Origin of the sequence: uncultured Pontibacter sp. (assembly GCF_947495565.1) — a bacterium.
Classification (GTDB): Bacteria; Bacteroidota; Bacteroidia; order Cytophagales; family Hymenobacteraceae; genus Pontibacter.
Genome location: NZ_CANLZM010000006.1, coordinates 203,741 through 223,228, shown reverse-complemented (window position 1 = coordinate 223,228; position 19,488 = coordinate 203,741). Strand labels below are relative to the sequence as shown.

The window sequence follows — 19,488 nt, the reverse complement described above, 5'->3', positions numbered from 1 at the left end:
GCAATTCGCGAATCACAAATAAAGGATAAATGAAGAAGCACAGCGGCATGCGGCCGCAGGATATCGTGGTATTGCTGGCCATCGTCGCCCAAGGCGATAGCCCCTGGATGATGAAGGACATCGCCCGGGAGGCCTGCATTAGCCCGTCAGAAGTCACGGAGTCGCTCCACAGGTCCTACAAGGCAGGCCTGATCGATAAGTCGAAGAAGAAGGTGATGCGGCACGCGCTGCTGGAGTTCCTTTCGCACGGTTTGCGGTATGTTTTCCCCCAGGAGCCCGGGGCGATTGTGAGAGGGGTGCCCACAGCTTTCAGTGCCGCTCCTTTGGATGAGCTTATTATGAGCAGCGAAAAGCTGGTCTGGCCCTATGCCAAGGGGCAAGAGCGGGGGCAGGCGGTAGAACCGCTTTACCCTTCGGCCGTGGAGGCGGCAATCAGTAAGCCTGAGCTGCACGAGCTGCTGGCGCTGGTGGATGCGCTCCGGGTGGGGAGGGTGCGGGAGCGGGAGCTGGCCAATGCGGAACTTGAGAAGCGAATTCTGAATGGACGGTAAGGCAATCAACATAGAGGTCATCAAGAAGGTGGCCACCGGGCTGCAGGAGCTTCGGGAGGAGATGGTGTTCGTGGGCGGGGCCACCCTGAGCCTCTACGCCGACGACCCCGCCGCCGACGCAGTTCGCCCCACCAGCGATATAGACCTGAGCGTATCGCTGGCTGGCTACGGTGCCTGGAACCGGCTTCAGGAGCGCCTGCAGGAGCTAAGGTTCTATCCCGATCCGTCTAGCAGGGTGATCTGCCGCTTTGCCTACGAGGGCATCACCATAGATGTGATGCCGGATGACCCGGCTATACTGGGTTTCACTAATCCTTGGTACCAGCCGGGCCTGGACCAGTCGGTAACTGTCGCACTGGCAGGAGATCTGCACATTCGCATACTGCCCGTGGCGTACTTCCTGGCAACCAAGTTCGCCGCCTACCACAGCCGGGGCGGTGATCCCCGCACAAGCCACGATTTTGAAGACATTGTGTATGTAACTGACAACAGGCTGCGCCTGGTAGAGGAAATCGCGCGTGCACCCAAAGAAGTGAGGGAGTACCTGCAGCAAGAGTACAGGGCAATCCGAGACAGCCGATACAGGGAGGAGATATTGGGCTGCCACCTGATGGATCAGGACCGCTTGCCGCTGCTAGAGGAGAGGATCGAGCAGATCATCGCAATCTAAAGTAGAAGTTGTCACAGGGAGCTACGGGCTTACTTAACATAGGGGAAGTTAGTACAAAGAGCTAAGATTATTAGTTACTACCAATGTAGAAGCTGTGGCTGCGGGTAAAGTTGACAAAGTGGAAATCTTTAAGTATTTTTAAATCATAGCATTTGCAGCTATTCCGCAGTAAACCAGGCGGTGAGCGATTCGGTGAGTAGTGCTTTGTGCAGGTTTGTAAAGTGTTGGTTTTCAATTGATAAGTGGGATGTACAAAATCCCTCACTCTCTGCAAAGCCTGCAACTGAAGAGTTTGCAGGCTTTTTTGTTTTTATAGGGTTTACGGCGGCGGTATAATACTAATCAGTTGATTTTATGGTAAGGCTAAAAACCGGTTTATACTCTGAAAGGCATATACTGGCAGGTAACTGCTGTTCCACCTGAGATTGCTGCGGAGGTGCAGGATGGGTGACCTTAAAATAACAAGAGCCGCCCTGGCGCTTATCCTTCAGCACATTACTAACGCTTTACTATTCAAAGTTTCATAATTTAATTAAAGCCTGCATGCGGAAACGTTTGCAGGCTTTCTTGCTTAAAGGCCACTGAAATTCTTATATGGCAGAGCAGTTGCAGCAACCTCTTTTTTAGCTCATGAACCTGCTGTTAGCGCCGTTTAAGTTGATTATTCGTAATTTCAAGCTCCCTATACTTTCTGTCTTGGCTTAGGTATAAGGAGTATTAAATTGATCGATACCTTCCATATTCATGAGAAAAACATCTCTTAAATCAAGTATATTGTTTAGTATGATGGCTTTAGGTGCTTGCCAGTCGCAGAAACCAACGGCTGAAATTGGTGGAGCTGCCATCTGGCAGTCAGAGGCTTATACCATTTACCCGGATAGCGTGGTGCAGGGCGAGCATGTGGCTCGGGTTATCTCCAGAACAGAGATGACTACCGATTATAAGAGTCCGGCCAATGCATTTCAGAGCCCCCGCATTACGTTCAAGTTCGCCATCAACGGCCGTGACAATGAAATGAAATCCGGCACCGACCATTACTTTAATTGCCTTAGCGGTAGCTGCCAGACTCCTGTTATCACTTTCGGGCAGCAGTTTACTGATCCGTCTGAGATACCGAATGATGCGTATCTATCGCCTAATACCGAGATGACCGTGCGCCTGGACATGCGCCCGGTGCTGCAGGCTTTCGAAAAGCATGGCGTTTATACTTCAGCAACCGGCGACAAGATCTATAAGGAAGATTTTAAAGGAGTATATATTGCCGGCAACACCGCGCCTCTGACCTGGGACTTCGACAACCTGGGCGGCAAAAAAGATGCAGAGCTGCAGGACCCGGACGGAGACGGTATTTACGAAATCACGCTAAAGCTTAATGTCCCTGAAGACGACAAATCTACGGCCACGCATTGGGCGCTGACGCGGGATATCTCTGCCTTCCCAAAGTATACTTCTGACTACCCAGTGATCGATGCGCTCTACAACATGTCGCTGGAGGAGATGCAGAAAGACATTGAGGCAGACAGCACCTTCAGAACTGGAAAAGAGTGGGCCGGCGTTTGGACCCGCGACATCAGCTACAGCATTATACTTGGCATGGCGCAGCTGCAGCCCAAAGTATCCATGTACAGCCTGATGCGCAAGGTAAAGGACGGGCGCATTGTACAGGATACCGGCACCGGGGGCGCTTACCCTGTCTCCACGGACCGCATGACCTGGGCGATGGCCGCTTGGGAAGTATACAAAGCCACCGGTGATCAGAATTGGCTACGCGATACGTATGCCATCATCAAGAAATCATTGGAAGAGGACTATAGAAACGCCTATGATTCCGAGACAGGAATGGTGCGCGGCGAATCATCTTTCCTGGACTGGCGCGAGCAAACGTACCCGCTCTGGATGCAGCCTGCTGATATTTACGCATCAGATAATTTAGGTACAAACGCGGTGCATTACCAAGCAAACATGGCAGCCGCTGAAATGGCCGAGCTGCTGAACGACAAGGCTGCTGCTGCCAAGTTTAAAGAGATGGCCCAAGGTATAAAGGCAGGCATGAACAAGCTGCTGTGGCAGGAGGAGAAAGGCTATTACGGCCAATACCTGTATGGGCGCAATTACATGGTGCTGTCGCCGAGGGCGGAGGCCTTGGGTGAGGCGCTGAGCGTGATCTATAACGTGGCCGATGCGGAGCGCAGCAAAACAGTAGTGGCCAATACGCCTGTAACCGATTACGGCATTCCGAGCATTTACCCTCAGATTCCGGGCATACCGCCGTACCACAACAACGGCATCTGGCCATTTGTGCAGGCCTACTGGAGCTTGGCTGCGGCCAAAGCCGGTAACGAGCAGGCGCTTACCGAGAGCATGAGTGCCATCTACCGTCCGGCCGCTCTGTTCCTGACAAACAAAGAGAATTTTGTAGCCAGCACCGGCGATTATGCCGGCACCCAGATTAACTCTGATAGACAGTTATGGAGCGTGGCCGGAAACCTGAGCATGGTGTACAAGGTGCTGTTCGGGATGGACCTGCAGCCAGACAAGCTGGTGCTGAAGCCGTTTGTGCCGAAGGCCTTTGCCGGCAACCGCAGCCTGACCAACTTTAAGTATAGGAATGCGGTGCTAAACTTCGAGATGAGCGGTTATGGCAACGAGATCAAGTCCATTACCATGGATGGTAAGCCGCTGGAGAACGCCGAGGTTCCGGCAAGTATAACCGGTGAGCACGATATCAAAATCGAACTGGCAAACAACAAGGTGGGAGGCAAATCGAACCACACCCTGGACTATACTTCGCCGGACATGCCGCGGGTAACTTATACTTCCGGCAAGCTTAGCTGGCCAGCCGTAGACGGAGCCGTGGCATACAAAATAACCAGGAACGGCGAGGAGCTGGTGAAAACGGAGAGCACAAGCCTGCAGGTAAACGCCAATAGCTACGCGGAATACATGGTAATGGCCATAGATGAAAACGGCGTAAGCTCCTTCGGCAGTGAGCCGGTGGTAGTGGTGCCTGACAAGTATAAACTGGTGTACGAGCTGGAGAAATCCGCACCTAAGGCCAAGCTGCCGTACCGCGATTTTTCAGGCACCGGCTTTGTGGAGCTTAGTAAAAAGCAGAACGCAAGTATAAATATTGAAGTGATTGTGCCTGAAGATGGTGTGTACGCTGTTGATTTCCGATATGCTAACGGCAACGGCCCGATAAATACGCAGAACAAAGCAGCTATCCGCACACTTCAGAAAGGCGACAGCTTTATCGGTACTATTGTGTTGCCGCAGCGTGGCACCGATGAGTGGAACAACTGGGGCTTTACCAACGCTGTAGAGGTGCCGCTTCAGAAGGGCAGCCATACGTTAACCCTTTCTTTTGAACCGCACAACGAGAACATGAATGGCGAGGTAAATCAGGCCATGGTTGACTACATACGCCTCATTAAAATCAAATAAGCTATACTTAATAAAAGAACCAGCGCCTGCAGCCCCTAAGTTGCAGGCGCTGCTTTTTTAGAAGATTTATGACATAAAGGCCCAGGGAGAGATACAAATAAACCTCTTAGGCTTTGCCGTAAATTGGCGCTAAGCATCTAATTTAGCAGTTTATAAAAAAGCTTGACCATCAGACACGAATTTTCATGAGTATCCATTTTTCCAAATCAAGTATAAATTTTTACAAAAGGTATCTGCTGCTGCTGCCTTTTTTGCTGGTTTTGTCGCAAAAGCAGACAGTAGCACAGGTTATGTATAAAGGTGGCACCAATGTGCAGTTGCTCTATGGCAAGCCGCTGAACCAGTCAGGCGAACTGGCCACTATCACGCTGGAGCACTTCGGGATGATAGGCGATTTTGAAAATTTTGGATTCACGGATCTGTCTAACAACGTAAGCTTGGAAGGCCCTACCATGTACCTGGAGTGGTATCCGAAGTTAAGCCTGAGCAGAGCCACAAACAGTGATGTAAGCCTGGGGCCCGTAAGCGATGTATTGCTGGGCGGTGGTATAAACGTGCTGTTTGGCGGCAACGAGGATTTTTTCGTGTACCTGCTGGGGCCAGCTTTTAAGTTCCGCCTGCCGGGGCAGGGGCTGCTGCAACTGGAAACCTTCTACTATAAGCAAAACGGCTCTGAGTACCACGGCACCTACCAGTTCACTCCGAGTTGGGATGTGCCGCTACCTGTCTCTGAAAAAGTACACTTGCGCTTCCGCGGCTTCATGGACTTTATCGGAGATCGCGGGCCGGGCTCTACACAGTACCTGACGCAGCCGCAACTGCTGCTGGACCTGGGTAACCTGCGCGGAAAGCCAGGCAAAGTATACGCAGGCACAGAGTGGCGTTACTGGCAAAACGTAGTGGGCCTGAAAGGCGTTGACGAATCCATACTGCAAGTAAATGTGCTGTTTCAGTTATAAGTATTCAGCAAAGAAACAGTAGCTAAGGTAATTCATAGGAACAGCTACAAAACCTGGCGCTAGCAGTTTGTTTGTCTGTAAGGGCTCGTTACAACTTTTAAGTCACTTTTTCTTTAAACTCCCTAGGGCTGCTCTAAGTAGAGCAGCCCTATTTTTTTAAGCTACTCTACCATTTAAGTAAACAAAGGTAGCATAGGCACCCTACAAGGCATTTCCCCACAATAACTTCATCTGCTGCTAGATAGCAAGCAGCCTGAGGTGAAAGTATAATCCTTTCATTTTCGATGTGCTGCATTTCTAATCAGTAATAACCTGTCAAAGCTGCTTTAGTAGGAAACTCATTTTTTTATTACAGTTTACTGCCGTCAGTCATTAACATGCCTTACTACTTACTGTGAGTAAGTGTTTACTTTAAGATAACATAGATAATGTAAATATAATTTATAGCTAAAATCACTCAGCTTTAGCATAATGATATCTGTAAGAGTAAATTATTATGAAATAAATAAATTTATTGATTTTTATTAAATGAAATAATAATAGTTAAAACTAATCTTTTATTAAAAAATTATTTAAGTCTTGTTTGTAATATAAAAAAATACATTCTTTATGTGGTGATTGAGTCAATAATCACTAAAGTTACAGCTAGTACAGAAAATAATACGATGCAGACCTTGGGTAAAGATCTAATGTATAAAATTGGATTTATTTAAGATTGCCAAGGTGAGGACAAGCTGGCTTTGGGCATAGGATTAACGCTAAAGTTATCGAGCTATAGCTGAAAGTATAGCTCAAGTTCAAACTGAGATATAGATAGCTTATACAGGAACAGATAATCACTAAACTCTGATGTTGTTATGAACGAAGATTTACAAGTCAAAAGCAAGGGAAACTCACGGCGAAAATGCTCGATGCTACTGCTCGCATTGCTAGGTGTTGCCCCTTTTCAAGGAAGTGCAATGAAGACTGAAGCACTTGCCTCCTCCTTTAGTGCCTTGGTGCAGGAGAGGCAGGAGAGGCCTGTGTCAGGTGTTGTAAGAGATGTGAACGGGATGGTGCTGCCGGGAGTATCAGTTACTTTAAAGGGTACCAATAAGGGGGCTACAACAGGGGCAGATGGCAGTTTCGCGATTAATGTGGCTGGTGTTGCGCAGCCTGTGTTGGTTTTTTCATACATAGGTTTTGAAAGGCTGGAGATGGCAGTCGGAGATCAAAATAATTTATCCATTTCCCTTAATGAGGATACCAAGGCACTTGATGAAGTGGTGGTAGTTGGGTATGGAACTCAGAAAAAAGCAAACCTTACCGGAGCCGTACACCAGATAGAAGCAGAGGCGCTGGAGGACAGACCCATCACAAATGTAACTTCCGGATTGCAGGGATTGATGCCAGGCGTAACCATTACAGGGGCCTCAGGTGCTCCGGGCAGCAACAGCGGCGATATACGAATTAGAGGAATTGGCACCTTGGGAAATGCGGCGCCGCTTGTGGTGATAGATGGAATACCTGGTGGTACACTTGATTTGCTGAATCCGAACGATATTGAGAGTGTATCTGTGCTAAAAGATGCTGCTTCCTCTTCTATATATGGTGTACGCGGCGCCAACGGCGTTATTGTAGTCACCACTAAGAAAGGCACAGGTGATAAACCAACGGTTTCTTACAACACCTACTATGGCTTGCAGACCCCGACGGCATTGCCGGAGTTTTTGGGGTCGCCACAGTATATGGAACTGCTGAACGAGTCTCAGGTAAACGCAGGCAGAAATCCAACTTATTCTCCAGAGGAAATTGAACTTGCTCGAAATGGCTCAGATCCTAACTATTTTGCCAATACAAATTGGATCAACGAGGTACTCAAAAAAAGTGCGCCGCAGCAGAACCACAACTTTAGCATCAATGGTGGCGCCAACAATATAAACTACTTCCTGTCTTATGGCTATTTAAACGAAGGTGGGCTTGTTGTGGGGGATAGCTTTAAGGCCAACAGGCACAATGTTCGGGCAAAGCTAAGCACTACAATAATTGATCGTTTAGATGTTTCTGCAAATGTAGGCTACATTGACAGGTCATACGCTGGAGCCGCAGCAGGAACAGGTCCTATTTATTCTGCTCTGTCTATCATCCCGCTGGTGCCAGTTCGGTTCACTACCGGCACTTGGGGGTATTTGGGCGGCCAAAGCAATCCTGTTGCCGTAGCTACCGATGGAGGTACCAATGACTTCGGCTCGCAGGAATTCACTGGAAACCTGAATGCTTCTGTTAAACTGTTCGAGGGTTTTAAACTTAGAGGGCAGTACGGTTTGATCCGCTCAAACTCCAAGCGAACCATCTTCACAAAAACCATCAGTTACTACAGCCCTGAAACGGGAGAACGGATTTACAGAACCGGCTATCCCAATGAAATAGATGCACGCGACTACACGACTATGTACCAGACCTTTATCGGTACAGCCGAGTATGAGAAGCGTTTCAATGAGCAGCATGATGTAAAGCTGCTGCTGGGTGCGTCTCAGGAAGAAACTAAAGGTGATTACTTTGCCGCAACAAGGACAAACCTTGCCTCACAGGCTATCGGGCATATTAATCTGGGTACGGAGAACCAGCTCAATAGCGGCAGTGCTTCCCAAAACGCACTTCGCTCTGCCTTTGGAAGAGTGAACTACGGATTTAAGGATAAGTACCTGGTAGAGGCCAACTTCAGGTATGATGGATCCACCAGGTTTGCCAGAGATGTTAGGTGGGACTTGTTTGCCGCCGCCTCTGTGGGTTGGGTATTTACTGAGGAGAGTTTCTTTGAAGGCCTTAGAAAGGTGGTAGAGTTCGGTAAGATCCGCCTTTCATACGGGACCCAGGGAAATGACCGGGTGGGCGACTTTGCTTACATGGATATCTTGAGTCCATTTGAGACAATGCCAATCGGTAACGAGATTACATTCGGTGTCAGGCAAACCATTGTTGCCAATAAGCTACTGACCTGGGAGTCGGCAACAAAGAAAAACGCGGGCTTGGACTTGGCTTTCCTGGGTAACCGCCTGAATGTTTCTGCCGACTACTTCATCAACGAAACCGATGATATTCTGCTCGTGATTCCACAGCCAGGTGTGTTTGGCGCTCCAGAGCCGCCCCAAAACGCCGGTAAGGTAGAGAACAAAGGATGGGAGTTGCAATTAGGCTGGAATGACAAGAAGGGCGATTTCCAGTACGGAGGTAATTTCAACGTATCGGATGTCCGAAACAAAGTAGTTGACTTAGGGGGTACACTGGCCACCTATGGCGAGAGAGTAAGGCTAATCGGTCAGCCAATCGATGCTTTCTATGGCCTGGTGGCAGAACGCCTTGCCCAGGAGTCTGATTTCAGGTATGACCCTGAAAGCGGAAACTTCGTACCAGACTTCCCATATATCAAGAGCGACCCTGTAGCGCCAGGCGATATCATCTACAAGGATTTGGATGGTGACGGCGAAATTACGCTGGAGGATGACAGGCAGGTAATAGGTAGCCACATTCCACGCTATACCTATGGCTTCCGTGGAAACATGGCCTGGAAAGGCGTTGACTTCAGCTTCTTTCTGCAGGGGGTAGGTGAAGTGGATGGGTACCTGTATGGATCGGCTCGCCATGCTTTTGCAACAGAGAGCAATATGCCACAGAAGGTGCATTTGGACCGCTGGACACCAGAGAATACAGACGCAAGCTATCCTCGCCTGGCCTATCAGCAGAGTTACAACCAAAGACTCTCAACTTTCTGGCTGGAGGATGCCTCTTACCTTAGATTGAAGAACGTGCAGGTTGGCTATACCTTGCCTGCCAGCCTGACAGAAAAGTTTAGGGTAAGCCGTCTACGAATCTATGCTTCCGCAGACAACTTGCTGACAAAGACAGACTTCTTTTATGGCTTTGATCCGGAGTCTCCGGTAAGCAACGGAAACTTCTATCCGCAAGTGAAGACGTATGTACTCGGCCTCAACATTAACCTCAAGTAAGAAGTACCATGAAAAAGAGAATATTATATAGCTTTATACTTAGTGCTTTCCTTTTAAGCTCCTGCGATGATGATTTCCTAGAGAGGGCTCCTTTGGATGAAATATCTAACGAGACATTCTGGGAAAACGAAGAGCAGTTGGTGTTGGCCACTAACGCGCTTTACGCTAACGTGAAGGCGAAAAACACAGTGGATATGGAGAACATGGGCGATAACACGCTATGGCCATCCACTACACAGTATCAGCTTATCGGCAGCGGTAACTTCGGAAATGACCTGAGCACGCTTAACACAGAGTGGACAACCCAATATAGAGGCGTACGACAGGCAAATGCTTTCCTGGAGAACTATCAGAAAGCAACTATTGACCCTGCCAGGAAAGAAGCTTTGGCCGCAGAAGTTCGTGTTATTCGGGCCTTGATGTATAGCTACCTGACCAATTTCTGGGGGGACGTGCCATTGGTTAAAAACACTCTTTCTATTGATGAAGTGTATGTGCCAAGAAATCCGAAAGAAGAAGTAGTGAACCTTATCCTTGAGGACTTGGAGGAAGCTGCGCAGCACCTGCCCTCCGAGATACCTACCGGGGCAAACCTTGGAAGAATGAGCAAGGGGGCTGCACTGGCTCTGCAGGCTCGTGTGGCTTTGTACAACGGCCGCTGGGATGTAGCAGAAAAGGCAGCGAAAGATGTGATGGATCTTGGAGTGTATGCGCTCTTCACATCGGGAGACCCAAGCAGGAATTACTATGACCTTTTTACTTATAAAGGAAAACTCTCCAGGAATAATAACCGGGAGACCATTATTGCCCGTCCTCATTTAGAGGACCTGGTGCTGCATAACCTCAGCCGTGAGATTCAGGTGCCTGACCAGGTGGTGCGTTGGAACCCAACTAAGTCGCTGGTAGATAGTTACCTGATGGTGGATGGTCTGCCAATCGAAAAATCTCCGCTTTACAGTATAGAAAAGTATGAGGATGTATTTGAGAACCGCGACCCACGTATGACGCAGACGATACTGGAGCCGGGGGCTGAATGGGGAGGCCGCTATGACGGAAGGCCAATTTCAGAAAATGAGAACCCTAACGTTTTCATGGTGCCCAAGTTTAGTTCAGACAGGAGAGGAGCAGTTACCATTACAGGCTATTACTTTACAAAGTATGCAGAAGTCTCTACCGTAGGTATGGTAGGCCGTGATGCAAATGATATCCACTTGCTACGCTACGCCGAGGTACTGTTGACCTATGCTGAGGCAAGACTGGAGCAGGGGAAGTTAACGCAGGAGGATATTGATATGACTATTAACCTGCTGCGCGACCGCGTAGGTATGAAACACATGAACCTGGCAGAACTGGCGGCAAATGGTATGGACGTGCGGGAGGAGATCCGTCGGGAGCGCCGCGTGGAACTTGCATTAGAGGGGCAGCGCTACTTCGACATCCTCCGCTGGAAACAGGGCGAACTCCTGGCTCAGGACGTAAAGGGCACCAACGTAAACTGGCTGTCAAACCCTGCCTCCGCAGCAAACCTGCGCAAGGATCAAAATGGCTTTATTGTAGCCTATACCGGAAGAACCTTTGACCCTTCCAGAAACTATCTGTGGCCTATCCCGCTGTCGCAGTTGGAGCGCTTCCCTGATCTTGGGCAAAATCCTGGTTGGTAATAATCCCAAGTGAGCATGTCTTGAACACTGTAGTCTAAGATGTACCTCTAAGGTTATCATGGCTACAGCGTTTAGGGCTCCACGGCTGAACTTTATGCCTTTGTGGTCAAAAAGATGAAATGCGTGGTGCGGCTGAGTACGAGCTCTCTCCGCCTGTAGTAAGGATGAGGAACTTAAACCTGTTGCAGTACATAAGCCTGCCATAACCAAGCCCGATGCTGCTCTAGATTTAAGTATAATGACATGTAGTGTACACCTGGCACGCTCACCTTCGGCAGAAGCAAAGCAGGGCATGCCAGCCATAGTGCGTGTAATATAGGATGCAAGTCTGAGAATGATTGACTATGTCATGTACAGAAGCACAGATAAGGTAGAGGTGGTATCTAAGAAAGTAATCTTTAGCTATTTGGCTGTTGTAGCAGAACTAAGCCCTGTATGCAAATCAGATAAAAGGATTGACAGAACTAAAATGATATCTACAATGAAAAATGTAAAAGTACTCTTACTATGTCTTTTGATGAGTGTCTCGTTTTATGCCTGTAAAGACGATGACATGGGAGATCTTTTGCCGCCCGATGTTGATTTTAATTATACACCAGCGGCACCGATAGAGGGTCAGGAGATCCTCTTTTATGCAGACCCAACAGAAGGGTCAGGCGAAATAGCAGAGTGGAGCTGGGATTTTGGCGATGGGGAAGGGAGCACATCTGAGAAGCGAAACCCATACCACACTTTCGCCAGTGCCGGCACCTATCAGGTAACACTAAAGGTTCGGAATGCTGCCGGCACCACTTATGATATAACAAAGTCGGTGGAGGTGGCGCCTCCGCCAAAAGAGTTTATAGCGAACGTGGTCTGGGCGTTCTCCAATAATGCTGCGGTTTCGAAAATAAATGAGGGATCGAGCGCTCCGGTTATCGGTGACGACGGTACTATTTATTATGTAGAGGGGAATGTCAATGGTGGCTTAAACGGTAATGCCGTAGCTGTCACGGATCAGGGAACAAATGCTCAATTAAAATGGGCAACAGAGTTAGATTCTTACATTGCGAACGCACCATCTATTGGGCCGGACGGAAATATCTATATAAATACGTGGTCAAATTCCAAGATGGTGTACAAGCTGAACAGTGCAGACGGAAGTGAAATGTGGAGTGGCAGCGGAAGAGGGGTTTCCAACAACACACCTGCAGTAGACGCTCAAGGCAATATCTACCATGGCTCAAGATTCCAAAGCCAGGATGGTGGTGCTTATTCCTGGAACTCAGGCGGCGAAAAACGCTGGGAAATTGTAGGGGTAGGGGCTTTCTATGCTGCTCCGGTTCTCAGCAGAGACGGACAGACTGTTTATTTTCTGAATACAAGCGAGGGCAAGCTGTGGGCCATCAACACAGCGGATGGCACCAAGAAGTGGAGCGAATCAGTAGGTACGGGTAGTGGTACTCACGGAAGCTCCTTATCTATGGATAGGGATGGCACGATTTACTACACCACAAACGTACATGTTGTAGCCATTACCGATGGCGGCGAAAGGGGCTCAGTTAAATGGTCTGCCGAGGTGGCAGGCGCTGCTCAGTCAGGTATTGTCATTGGTCCGAACGGACATCTCTATACCGGTGGCGGTGCAGGATTGGTGTCTCTTAACCCGAATGATGGTTCTGTTAACTGGACTTACAGTTTAACAACAAACGAAAGCGTGCCGGCAGTGGATGTGAATGGTAATGTATACATCGGTACAGCAGAAGGGAAACTTGCTGTCATCAACCCTGATGGGCAGTTACTGAAAGAAATAGAACTCGGCAACGGTGTGGTTAACTCACCAACTATTACCGCTGATGGAACAGTTTATGTGGAGGCGCTAGATGGCGCTGTTATAAAACTCTACAAAATAGCTGTGGAGGAGAGTGGGCTTGCAGACTCGCCATGGCCTATGAAAGGCCAGAATGTGAAGAACACAGGCCGTGCAGAATAGCTTTACATCTTGATGAGCAGAGTTGCATGGTACTTGGTCTAAAGTATAAACCATCCATTTCAGCTGCAATAAAAAAACCAGGCGGATGATTTATACTTGCGCTATAGCCAGGCGCATGCCTTTGCCTTCTGGCGCCACCTTAGAATGTTTGTATTTACTGCTTTCCGTAAAGAAAATAAAATGAAAAGATTATTGCTTTGTTTCGTAACGGGCGCTGCGTTTCTGATAGCCTCCTGTGATAAATCTTCTGGCCCAACAGACCCTGCTCCGGTAGACAAGCCTGATGATAAAGAAGAAATTGTAGCGTCTGTGAAGGTGATGGCTTACAACATTCATCATTGTAACCCTCCATCAAAACCTAATATAATTGATGTAGCTGCTATTGTGGACGTAATCCGTGCAGAAAAACCAGACCTACTGGCCTTGCAGGAGGTGGATGTGGATACAGAGCGTTCGGGAGCTGTTAACCAGGCACAAGAAATTGCTAATCAACTGCAAATGCGCTACTTCTTTGCCAAAGCAATTGATTACAGAGGAGGAGAGTATGGAGTAGCGATTCTCTCTAAATATCCTTTATCAGAAACTACTGCGCACCAGCTTCCTACTAAAGCCGGGAGTGGAGGGGAGCCACGTGTATTGGCCACAGCCAAAGTTGAACTGCCAGATGGTAGATTTATTCGTTTTGGAAGCACACACCTGGATGCGCAGTCAGACCCGACAAACAGGCAGTTGCAGATAGAGAAGATAAGCGATATCGCTTCAAAAGAGACATTACCGTTCATTATAGCCGGTGATTTCAATGCAACGCCTGGCTCTGTGGAAATCAATGCGCTGGATGCGATCTTTAAAAGAAGTTGTAAAGTATGCGCTCCTACTATTCCGGCAACCAATCCGACCAAGGCTATAGACTTTATTGCCTATGCACATCCTGCAACTAAGTTAAGTACGATTTCTCATAAGGTAGTGAACGAGCCCTACGCCTCAGACCATAGGCCTGTAGTTGCGGAAATTGGCATGCAATAAAGTAGCAGCGATTTCATAATGAACATACATGGCTTATGTCCTTGAAAAAAAGTGCTCCAAGCTAACCATACTCTTGTGTATCGGCAGGCAAACTATAATAGCTTAGATTAAAGACACGCTCAGGTTTGCTGGTATCACAAGTCAATTGATCTTGATGAGGATGAAGACGCTAAACTCTTAGTAAATACGGATAACTTAGACAAAATATAAGCCGAAAAGTGGATGTATTATTATAGAGGCGGTAAAAAGTCTGTTAGCGTCTGTAAGTAATAAGTGTACCAGTTTTATAATTAAAATTATACATGTTGTTATCTAAGTTCAAAATTAATGTTTGTTTATTAAAATATATTAGTTAAACATTGATACTTGTTTAATTTTTTTTTAAAAGTGCTTGCTTTTAGCTAAATAAATGACATTCTTGAACAAGTTATAGATTATACACAATGAGTATTTTGATTCTTGAGAATACCTCTTTGGATGCACTCAATAATATTGAAAGGAAGAAGCATACCCAAAGAATAAAAATTATAAAGCACCTCTATGTTAACGGGGCAAAAGCAAACGCTGAGTTGTGCGCTGATTTTAACATAAGCTCTCCAACATCTATGAGCTTACTCGGTGAGCTTATAGCGGAAGGGTTGGTCGAAAAGCAGGGAAGAGGTAAGTCTGAGGGTGGCAGAAAACCGGATCTGTACGGACTCAGAGATAATTCTCTGTATGTGCTAAGTATAGCCATGGGGCGGTTCAAGACCAAAATGGCAATCTTTGATAACAACCACAACAATATAACAGGGATTCAGACATTCCCAATCCGCATCTCCGAAGACTTGACTGCAGTGGACAAATTGCAGGAAAATGCAACAGCGCTCATTGCCGACTCAGGCATAGACACCGGCAAGCTCATGGGTGTAGGAATAAGTATGCCGGGACTGGTTGATTCCTCCGAGGGTAACAACCATACCTATATGCGTACAAACTCTCCGTCTGAATCCTTGCAGGACTTGTTAAGGCGAAAATTGGGTAAGCCGGTGTTCATTCAAAATGACGTAAAGAGCATTGCCCTTGCCGAGCATCGCTTTGGTCTTGCTCAAGGGAAAAAAGATGTGCTGGTGCTATCACTTGATTGGGGCGTGGGCATGGGTATGATCATGAATGGCAAGCTGTGCACTGGCATAACCGGTTTCGCCGGGGAGATAGGGCATATCCCATTCGAGAATGATGGCATCCTTTGCTATTGTGGAAAGCGCGGCTGCCTGGAGACAGTGGCGTCGGGGATTGCTCTTGCCAACATGGCCAAAGAGGGCATACGGTCTGGCCAGCACTCCTTGTTAAATGAGCTGGCTGATTTCGAACTAGACAGTATAGAGCCACAACTGGTGGTTGATGCGGCAAACAGAGGCGATCAGTACGCAATCAATATCCTGGCAAAGGTTGGAATGAACCTTGGTAAGGCTATTGCCACGCTTATACAGTTATTTAACCCGGAGCTGATCTTATTAGGTGGCAGAGTGGCTGAGGCGAAACAATATATTACAACACCAATTCAGCAAGCTATTTATACATATAGTATGGCGCAGCTAAGGGAGAAAACAGAGATAGCGCTTTCTACCTTAGGCAAAGATGCCGGGATTCTCGGATCTGTGGCAGTTGTAATGGAAAATATTTTTGAGGATCGGCTGGAGTCGGAGTCCTGATTTCGAGCCCATATTGCTAAATCCCGGATTTTATACTTACAAAAGAACAGAGGTGCCAACCACTCATGCAGAGGGTTTTGTTTTCATGAGTTCTGTAAAAGACCTGGGTTTCCTGAGTAACAAAATTTTAAACAGACATCCTTCCGTCCATAAAATCAGGTTTTGGAGGGGAGGGGACACAAACGATTCATTTTACTGTTAATGTATGCTTGTGGTGTTTTTGCAAGCGCCGTATTCAGACAAACAGGGCAGCTCTTTGGGCAACTTATTTTATGGGAGAGGAAAAGAAAGTTATTGGCATTGATATCGGCGGGACTAAAGTTCATATTGGCTTGGTGCAGCATGGGAAAGTAATAAAAGAGGTAAGACTTTCAACTTCTGCAAACGCTCCAAAAGAGCAGATATTAGACGAAATTGTAGATGGGGTAGCGCAGGTGTTGACACCAGATGTAGAAGGCATAGGTATTGGAGTGCCGGGTTTGGTAGATGAAGAGCAGGGCATTGTACATAATGTGCAGAATATTCCCTCCTGGAGGGAGGTGAACCTGAGAGGGCATTTGGAAGAATATTTTAGAATACCCGTTTTTGTTACCAACGACGCTAATGCTTTCGCTGCCGGCGAGAAGATATATGGAAAGGGCAAGGCCTATAATAATATAGCTGGCATTACACTGGGAACAGGTTTTGGCACAGGCATTATCATTGACAACAGCCTTTATTCCGGTAAGTTCTCGAGCGCCGGCGAGTTCGGCGGCATCCCATACCTGGACCAGACTTTAGAAGACTATTGTAGTGGTAAGTTTTTTCTTAACAAGTATGGCATACCTGGTGCAAAGGTGCAGAAACTTGCAGAGGAGGGAGACCAGCGGGCACTGGATATATTAAATGAGTACGGCCACCACTTAGGAAACGGTATCAAGATCATCCTGTATGCTATTTCTCCGGAGGCAATCATACTAGGCGGCTCTGTCTGTAGCTGTTTTCCATACTTTAAGGGTGCCATGGAGAACAGCATAGCGTCATTCCCTTTTAAACCGGTAACAGATCAACTTGTGATAAAATGCTCTTCGATCGGTAATTCAGCCATTCTGGGAGCCGCAGCACTTTTCAAGATGAGAAATATCAAAGAGCCAGCAGGTGATAAAGTATTTGCCTAGCGGCAGGAAATGATAGCAGGGTACTGCTTGAGGAGTTTAACTGAAATAAGTATACATTCATAAAGTATCGCGCTATGGCCACAAACCTTTTAGTGAAAGAGTTAGAAGGTGATTTAATTGTTGAAAATCAAGGCTATATGCGGCCTATGCTCATCATTGGTACGCTGTTCTTCATCTTTGGCTTTGTTACCTGGCTTAACTCAGTTCTAATACCTTACCTGCAAATTGCCTGCGAGCTAAATAATTTTGAATCTTACCTGGTCGCATTTGCCTTTTACATCTCATACCTGGTAATGGCTGTTCCCTCGGGTTGGGTGCTGAAGGCCACCGGCTTTAAAAAGGGAATGCCGTTAGGCCTAGTAGTTATGGCTATTGGTGCCCTTGTGTTTATACCTGCAGCACAGACACGCACCTATTCTTTATTCTTGTTGGGTTTATTTATTCAGGGCACTGGTTTGGCGCTGCTGCAAACAGCCTCTAATCCTTACATTACCATACTAGGGCCGCGCGAAAGTGCTGCAAAGCGCATCAGCATTATGGGTATCTGTAACAAAGTGGCAGGTGCATTGGCTCCGATCATACTGGGGGCGGTTGCTTTGAGCAATGCAGATATCCTGGTAGAAAAGTTGGGTAGCATGAGCGTCACACAGAAAGCAGTTGAACTGGATGCACTGGCTGCCAAGGTTATTTCGCCTTACCTTATTATGACGGGTGTGCTGCTTGTGTTAGCCGTTATAATCTATTTTTCCTCCTTGCCTGAAGTAGATACAGATCAGGAAGATGAAACTGTATCAGCGGCCAATGCTGGTAAAACAAGTATTCTGCAGTTTCCGCACCTTTTGCTGGGGGTACTGCCTATGTTCCTGTATGTGGGCGTGGAGGTAATGGCAGGTGATACGATTATCAGCTATGGCGCATCACAGGGGATACCTCTTGCTACAGCAAAGTTTTTCACCACCAGTACATTAGTGGCTATGGTAGTAGGTTATATGGTGGGCATAGTGGCCATGCCTAAGTACATATCTCAGGAGAAGGCCATGAAAGTGTCAGCTATACTTGGTGCTATGTTTACACTGGGGGCCATTCTTACCGATGGGTATACCTCTGTATTATTCGTTGCCCTGCTAGGGTTAGCCAATGCGCTTATTTTTCCCGCTATCTGGCCGCTGGCTATAGCCGGCCTAGGGCGCTTTACCAAAACCGGATCCTCCCTATTGATCATGGGGATTGCCGGTGGGGCAATCATACCATTGCTATATGGCTACTTCGCCGATCTGATAAACCCGCAGCAAGCCTACTGGGTTATGGTGCCCTGCTACGTGTTTATCTGGTACTATGCTGTTTCGGGGCATAAAGCAATAAGCCGATAGGAGACATGCCAACTGCAGTTTGTTGTGTAATTAATCATAATATGAAAAGAGCTATACCTTATTTTGTTATACTGCTTTTTGTTGCTGCCATTGCAGTTTCCTGCTCCAAAAGCTTGCCCTCATCCTTCTCAGCTAAAAGAGAGGTGACGATCATGTCCTATAACATACACCATGCTAATCCTCCTAGCAAAGAGGAGGCAGGAGAAATAGACATCGATGCAATTGTTGCTGCCATAAGGAAGCAAAACCCGGATCTGGTGGCACTGCAGGAAGTGGATGTAAACACAGGGCGGGCCGGCAAGGTAAACCAGGCTGTGGCAATTGCAGAAAAGCTTGGTATGAAAGCCTTTTTTGGAAGAGCAATTGACTACGATGGCGGGCAATATGGCGTGGCCATACTTTCAAGGTATCCTTTAACGGAGGCTACTGTTACGCCCCTGCCCGAAGATGCCGACCCGATGGCGGAAGACCGTGTAATAGCCACTGCAAAAGTAGAGTTACCTGGTGGTTTGGTGGTGCGCTTCGGTAGCACACACCTGGATGTAAGAAGTACAGAAAACCGGGACCAGCAGGTAAGGGCTATAAACGAAATAGCTGCTAATGAACCAATTCCTTTTATAGTGGCCGGTGATTTCAATGCCATGCCTGAAAGCTCTTCTATTGCGGAGTTGGATAAGGTCTTTACCCGCACCTGTGACACTGATTGTGAGCCTACTATACCGGTAATTAACCCAAAGAGAGCCATAGATTTCATTGCATTCACAAAAGATGCACCTTTTAAAGTTGTTTCGCAGAAGGTAATACCGGAAACATATGCATCGGATCACTTGCCCGTAGTAGCTACGCTTAGCTACTAAGCAAAAGGAAGATCTTGGCAAATTATCCAATGTGGTTGGTGGGAGTAGAGGCAAGGTTATACTTAGGGGATATACCAGTGCATCTAAACCTTACCTGAAGCATGACACAAGCAGCAGCAGTACCTGATATGGCACAGTGTTTAA

At 47.4% G+C, this 19,488-nt stretch carries 12 protein-coding genes; all 12 read left to right on the top strand.

What is annotated here, in order from left to right:
* Positions 1–29 precede the first annotated feature (29 nt).
* The 12 genes from Q1B04_RS10010 to Q1B04_RS09955 all read left to right on the top strand — a co-directional run bounded on the left by Q1B04_RS10010 (position 30) and on the right by Q1B04_RS09955 (position 19,344).
* Positions 30–551 carry a hypothetical protein gene (locus Q1B04_RS10010; protein WP_299758671.1) on the top strand — a complete coding sequence of 174 codons (522 nt, stop codon included), beginning with the start codon at positions 30–32 and terminating at the stop codon, positions 549–551.
* Positions 541–1,221 (top strand): nucleotidyl transferase AbiEii/AbiGii toxin family protein, encoded by a 681-nt coding sequence (locus Q1B04_RS10005; RefSeq protein ID WP_299758670.1) that lies wholly within the window; start codon positions 541–543, stop codon positions 1,219–1,221. Before Q1B04_RS10010 ends, Q1B04_RS10005 begins: the two co-directional genes overlap by 11 nt.
* Before the next feature lie 744 nt (positions 1,222–1,965).
* Positions 1,966–4,665 (top strand): trehalase family glycosidase, encoded by a 2,700-nt coding sequence (locus Q1B04_RS10000; RefSeq protein ID WP_299758669.1) that lies wholly within the window; start codon positions 1,966–1,968, stop codon positions 4,663–4,665.
* 185 nt (positions 4,666–4,850) lie between these two features.
* Complete coding sequence (locus Q1B04_RS09995; RefSeq protein ID WP_299758668.1) at positions 4,851–5,624, top strand: hypothetical protein; 774 nt, start codon at positions 4,851–4,853, stop codon at positions 5,622–5,624.
* Between the two features lie 959 nt (positions 5,625–6,583).
* Positions 6,584–9,610 (top strand): TonB-dependent receptor, encoded by a 3,027-nt coding sequence (locus tag Q1B04_RS09990; protein ID WP_299758667.1) that lies wholly within the window; start codon positions 6,584–6,586, stop codon positions 9,608–9,610.
* Between the two features lie 8 nt (positions 9,611–9,618).
* On the top strand, positions 9,619–11,271 hold the full coding sequence (locus tag Q1B04_RS09985) for a RagB/SusD family nutrient uptake outer membrane protein (RefSeq protein WP_299758666.1): 1,653 nt from the start codon (positions 9,619–9,621) through the stop codon (positions 11,269–11,271).
* A gap of 517 nt (positions 11,272–11,788) precedes the next feature.
* Complete coding sequence (locus tag Q1B04_RS09980) at positions 11,789–13,243, top strand: PQQ-binding-like beta-propeller repeat protein (protein ID WP_299758665.1); 1,455 nt, start codon at positions 11,789–11,791, stop codon at positions 13,241–13,243.
* A gap of 180 nt (positions 13,244–13,423) precedes the next feature.
* A complete protein-coding gene (locus Q1B04_RS09975) occupies positions 13,424–14,266 on the top strand; it encodes an endonuclease/exonuclease/phosphatase family protein (protein ID WP_299758664.1) in 843 nt (280 codons plus the stop codon).
* A gap of 605 nt (positions 14,267–14,871) precedes the next feature.
* Positions 14,872–15,960 carry an ROK family protein gene (locus Q1B04_RS09970; RefSeq protein ID WP_299758663.1) on the top strand — a complete coding sequence of 363 codons (1,089 nt, stop codon included), beginning with the start codon at positions 14,872–14,874 and terminating at the stop codon, positions 15,958–15,960.
* 272 nt (positions 15,961–16,232) lie between these two features.
* Positions 16,233–17,117: an ROK family protein gene (locus tag Q1B04_RS09965; protein ID WP_299758662.1), complete on the top strand. Its 885-nt coding sequence runs from the start codon at positions 16,233–16,235 to the stop codon at positions 17,115–17,117.
* Between the two features lie 74 nt (positions 17,118–17,191).
* On the top strand, positions 17,192–18,487 hold the full coding sequence (locus tag Q1B04_RS09960) for a sugar MFS transporter (RefSeq protein ID WP_299758661.1): 1,296 nt from the start codon (positions 17,192–17,194) through the stop codon (positions 18,485–18,487).
* A 41-nt stretch (positions 18,488–18,528) separates the two neighbouring features.
* A complete protein-coding gene (locus Q1B04_RS09955; protein ID WP_299758660.1) occupies positions 18,529–19,344 on the top strand; it encodes an endonuclease/exonuclease/phosphatase family protein in 816 nt (271 codons plus the stop codon).
* Positions 19,345–19,488: the final 144 nt, after the last annotated feature.